The following is a 4,719-nucleotide window of genomic DNA, read 5'->3' as shown; positions in this document are numbered from 1 at the left end:
ACCGAGACGCCGACCACGGTGGAGATGGCGATCCTGGTGGCCCGCGGGCCATCGAAGACATAGACCACGAACACCCCCAGGAGCAGCGAGGTGTAGAAGACCGTGGAGCCGACCACAAAGGTGATTCCCGCCACCTCGACCTGAAGCCCGGCATCAGTGACCCAGCTCATGACCGCCGTGATGCCGCCCATGAGGGCATAGAAGTGGACCGGTCCGAACCGGTGGCGGAGGGAATGGGTCCACAGGACCAGGAAATAGACCACCATGGCTTCCAGCAGCAGAACCAGCAGATCGTTCTTCATGCCGCGCGCATCCTGGCGAAAAGTCTAGTAACTAGCTGGGAAAACTCATATTTTTTGACTTGTCCTCCGCGGCTGCCTGTGCTAAGGAGAATCCCGCAGGCTGCAGGCGATCCCCTTGTGGAGCCGTGGCTCCTGGCAGGAGCCCGCCAGCAGCATGCGGAGCGCCGGCGGCAGCCCGGGGGGGGACCTGGGTTAGGCAGCCGCTGGCAGAACCCCAGTTGCAAGGAGGAAAGAGATGAAAAAGGCTTGCTATGTTCTGGGTACCCTGTTGGTGGCCGGCTGGGCCACGATGGTGGCGGCTGCCGACGCACCCGCGCCAGCGGAGCCGCCGACGCGGCAGGCAGAGAAGGCGTATCTGGCCGAGCTGAAGAAGGCCATCCCGGCCGACCGGGTCAAGACCGTGGACGATCTCCGCGCCACCTGGGACGCGGTGCAGGCCGGCACCAGCAAGGCGGTCATCGTGGACATCCGCACCCGGGACGAGTTCGACTCCGGTCACATCCGCGGCGCCAACAACGTCGATTCGGGCCATGCCTACTCCATCCCCGGCATCTGGCCGGATCCGGAGACCGAGCTGTGGGTCTTCTGCCGCACCCAGCATCGGGCCTCCTACTTCGTCTCCACGCTGTACGGGTACGGCTACAAGAACGTCTACCTGGTCAACGGCGGCATCAAGGAGTGGGCCGAGAAGGGCAATCCCCTGGTGAGTGAGTATCTGGGCGAGATCCGGGTGGTGAAGTACGACAAGCGGGTGCAGGAGAAGTACGATTACCGGGAAGGTCACTGAATCACCGAGCGCGCTGCCCGTAGCCGGGCCGGTCGGACCGAGGTCGGGTCCGCCCGGCCTTTTTTTTCAGAAGTTGACGGTAGCGATGATCTCGACCAGGCGAAAGTTCTGATCGTCGCCGTAGATCTGCCGGGCGACGGTATCCGGCACGGCGATGCCGGCGGCGCCACTCAGCAGGAGCCAGTCTGTGGCCTGCCAGTCGGCGTAGAGGTTGACCTCGTCGGCGAAGTCCTGGGCGCTGACGCCCGCCGGGGGCTCGTCCAAGCGGAAGTTGAAGTAGAGGACGCCCAGGGTGAGACTCTCGGCGGGGGTGGCCTTGAGGTGCACCATGTGGACGTTCTCGTTCTGGTTGAAGAGCAGATACTCGCCCACGATCTCACCCTGGTACCAGGTGCCCCAGCCCCGGCCGAAGCCGTAGAACAGGGGGTCGAAGTCCTCGCTGCTGGTGGTGGCGGGGTCGTCACCGCTGAAATGGCTGTACCGGTAGCTTAAGACCGGGGTCCAGAGCAGGGGCAGCTCGTAGGCCAGCTCGCCGTAATAGGCCTGGGCCCGCAGGTCGCCGCCGGCCTCGTCGTTGCGCTCGATCACCCCTTCGAAGCGTAGCGTAAGACGCGTAAGCCCCCAGGCGGCGAACGGGGTACCGTGGCCGCGCAGGTCATAGACCCGAAGGCCGTGGCGGGTGGGACTCTCGGCCGTGGCCGCGTGCAGGAAGGCCGCGCCCAGGGTGCCGAGGGCATCGTGGGCGTACTCGAGGTTGAGACCGGCCAGCTCGGTGGTATCGGTATGACTTTCCAGCCAGAAGAGGTCGCCGCGCCAGGGCTTGCCATTGAGGCGGGCCACCGCCGCCCGCCGGAAGGCCTTGCGCGGGCCCAGCCAGAAGTTGGCGTGGTCACCGCCGTCCGAGGTGCCGTCCCAGATCAGGAAGCCGTCGCCCAGCTGGAAGCGCTGCTGGCCGAAAGACAGATCGAAGAAGTCCTCCCCCAGGCCCGGGAAAAGGGTGCCTGATCTCCAGCCGGCGTACAGGTCCTCCTGGGCCAGATACTCGCCCTCGGCCTCGGAATCACCGGGCGCGCCGTCCCCCCCGTGGCTGGACCAGATGCCGCTCCAGCCCCCGTAGAGGGAGCCCCCCCCGGGCAGGGCGGCCGAGCCAGCCAGGCCGGGCTTGAGATAGGCCTCCCACCACCGGTGGCCCGCCTCGCCGTTGCTGCCGGCGCCGAAGTTGGTATTCGAAGTGGCAAAGGCCCCGGTACTGACCTCGAGGCTCAACCCCAGCTGGGCGGCCTCGGTGGCCACCAGGGGCACCTCCGCCGGGCCTGATGCCGTTGGGCCCAGGAGCCAGAGAGCAAGTCCCGCCAGGCCGATCCTTCCCATGCTGCGCACCCCGATCGCGACCATCATGCCTCCTTGGGATTCCCGTCCTCGGTTCAGGCCGCTCAGCGAGTCAGCCCGGGCTCGTCGTAGATCAGCTCCTGCCCCTCGCTGTTGCGGAGCAGGTAGGTGCCATCACCCCGCGGCGTGCAGGAGTCCGCGGTGATGAGCACCTTGCGGATTCCCGGGCAGTCGATGGCGTAGCGAGGCACCGCCGGACCGCTGATCCTGCCCTCCAGCCCGCGGGCGATGGCTCGCCCCTCCGCCAGGGTGGTGCGAAAGTGGGCGGTGCCCTGGGTGTAGTCGCACTGGAAGAGGTAGTAGGGGCGGATGCCGATGCGGTAGAGGGCCAGGCACAGCTGGCGCATCGTTGCCAGGTCGGCGTTGACCCCCCGCAGGAGGACACACTGGTTGGCCAGGACGATGCCAGCCTTACGGAGCCGGCGTGCAGCGACCTGGGTCTCCGGGGTGATCTCCCGGGGATGGTTGATCTGGGTGACCAGGTAGAGCACCCCGTAGCCTTCCAGGAGATCGACCAGCCCCTGGGTGATCCGCTGCGGCAGGGTGGACAGCACCCGGCTGTGGATGCGGAGCACCCGATCGCCCAGCCGCTGGCGCAGTGCGCCCAGGAGGGCATCGAGCTGGGCATCCGGCAGCACCAGGGGGTCGCCGCCGGAGAGGATGACCTCGTGGATCTCCGGACGTGTCTCCAGGTAGGAAAGGGCCTGTTCCAGCTGCCCGGCTGTTGGCGGCGGCCGGCGGCCCACCAGTCGCTTGCGGAAGCAGTGGCGGCAGTAGGTGGCGCAGCGCTGGGCGGCCAGGAGCAGGGCCCGGTCCGGGTAGGCGTGCACCAGCACCCCGGCCACTGCCCGCCGGTCCTCGTCCACCGGATCCGCCAGCTCGGCGGGCATCGCCTCCAGCTCCTCCGGCAGCGGCACAAACTGGCGGCCAATGGGGCAGCTGGCGGTATCCCGCTCCATGAGCGACAGCACGTGGGGGGTGATCCGCATCGGGAAGGCCTCCCGCTGGGCCTGCACCTGGAAGCCGCGGGCGCGCAGCTCGTCCAGCGAGGTGACGGAGCTTCGCAGCTGTTCCTGCCAGTCCATGAGATCGTTCAGCCTCCTTGGTTGGCGGTCAGAGGCGGCCGCCGGCCGGACACCTCGGCCACCAGCGCGGTGCAGGCGCAGTTGCCGGACACCGAGGCCAGGGCCAGGGGCTGATCCAGAAGGGGGTCCAGGGCGAACAACAGGGCGATGGATGGCGCCAGGGGCAGCTTCAACAGCCCCAGCACAATGCCCATCATGGACAGGGCGATGATCCCCGGGGAGTTGGCCGCCGCAATCCCGGCCACCACCGAGGCGAGGACGATGAGCGCATACTCCTGCAGCCCCAGGGGGGCGCCGTACAGGCGGGAGAGAAAGATGGCGGAGGCTGAGAAGTGGAGGATGTTGCCGAAGCTGATGGTGCTGAAGGTCAGCGGCACGATGAGCCGGGTGGTCCGGGAATCGAAGCCCAGCTCGCCGGTCAGGCTGTCGATGGCCTGGGGGATGGCGGCCACCGGCCGGCCGTTGCCCAGGCCGACCAGGAGCGGCCGGCGCAAGGCGGACAGACTGGCCAGGTACGAGCCGCCAGCCCGCCGCCAGACCACCAGGCTGCCGGCCACCATCACCCCCAGGATGCCGGTGTAGAGAAAGACGATGAACCAGCTGGCGCCCAGGAGGATGTCCACGCCGGCAGCAGCGAGCATGGAGGCGATGAGGCAGCACATGCCCAGGGGCAGGGCGTACATCAGTCCCTGCACGATGCGGCTGAGCGCGCCGTACAGGGATTCCAGAACCGCGAAGATCTCGCTGCCGCTGCCGCGGCTTCCCATGCCCAGGGCCAGACCCAACAGGGCGGCAAAGAACAGTACGGACAGGGTGTTGCCAGCCGCCAGGTCGGCGAAGATGTTCTCCGGCACCACGTTCGCAACGAATCCCCACAGGCCCTTGCCGTCGCCGGCATCCTCGGCCGGCTGCTTGAACCGTTCCTCGTGCTGGGACAGAAACTCGCCCAGGACGTTCTTGCTGGCCAGATCCAGATCCGCGCCGATCCCCGCGACCCCGGTGCCCAACGCCCCGAAGGCGCTCACCAGGAGGGTGCCCAGCGCCGTGGTCACCACCAGCCGCAGGAGCACCCGCCGGACGCCCCCCTCCCGGAGGACCAGGCCGAGGCTGTTGACCACGGTCACCAGGATCACTGGCAGCACACACATCTGCAGCA

At 67.8% G+C, this 4,719-nt stretch carries 5 protein-coding genes; 1 reads left to right on the top strand and 4 read right to left on the bottom strand.

Annotated elements, in window-relative coordinates; all coding sequences use genetic code 11:
* Positions 1–302: hypothetical protein (locus AB1634_18705; GenBank protein ID MEW6221544.1), on the bottom strand; the 302-nt coding region annotated here is incomplete at its 3' end.
* Between the two features lie 235 nt (positions 303–537).
* Between AB1634_18705 and AB1634_18700 the strand changes: the two genes are divergently transcribed.
* The gene (locus AB1634_18700) at positions 538–1,089 is read left to right on the top strand and encodes a rhodanese-like domain-containing protein (protein MEW6221543.1); all 552 of its coding nucleotides are present in this window, start codon (positions 538–540) and stop codon (positions 1,087–1,089) included.
* 66 nt (positions 1,090–1,155) lie between these two features.
* Here the strand turns inward: AB1634_18700 and AB1634_18695 are convergent, their stop codons facing one another.
* The 3 genes from AB1634_18695 to AB1634_18685 form a co-directional block, all read right to left on the bottom strand.
* Positions 1,156–2,487, bottom strand: a complete 1,332-nt coding sequence (locus AB1634_18695; GenBank protein MEW6221542.1) for a hypothetical protein — start codon at positions 2,485–2,487, stop codon at positions 1,156–1,158.
* A 35-nt stretch (positions 2,488–2,522) separates the two neighbouring features.
* Positions 2,523–3,563 carry a KamA family radical SAM protein gene (locus tag AB1634_18690; protein ID MEW6221541.1) on the bottom strand — a complete coding sequence of 347 codons (1,041 nt, stop codon included), beginning with the start codon at positions 3,561–3,563 and terminating at the stop codon, positions 2,523–2,525.
* An 8-nt stretch (positions 3,564–3,571) separates the two neighbouring features.
* Positions 3,572–4,719, bottom strand: a 1,148-nt coding sequence (locus AB1634_18685) for a cation:dicarboxylase symporter family transporter (GenBank protein ID MEW6221540.1), incomplete at its 5' end; no start/stop codon positions are given.

The organism is Thermodesulfobacteriota bacterium (assembly GCA_040755095.1).
Lineage (GTDB): Bacteria > Desulfobacterota > Desulfobulbia > Desulfobulbales > JBFMBH01 > JBFMBH01.
The sequence above is the reverse complement of the archived record's forward strand: the minus strand, read 5'-3'. Positions and strand labels throughout refer to the sequence as shown.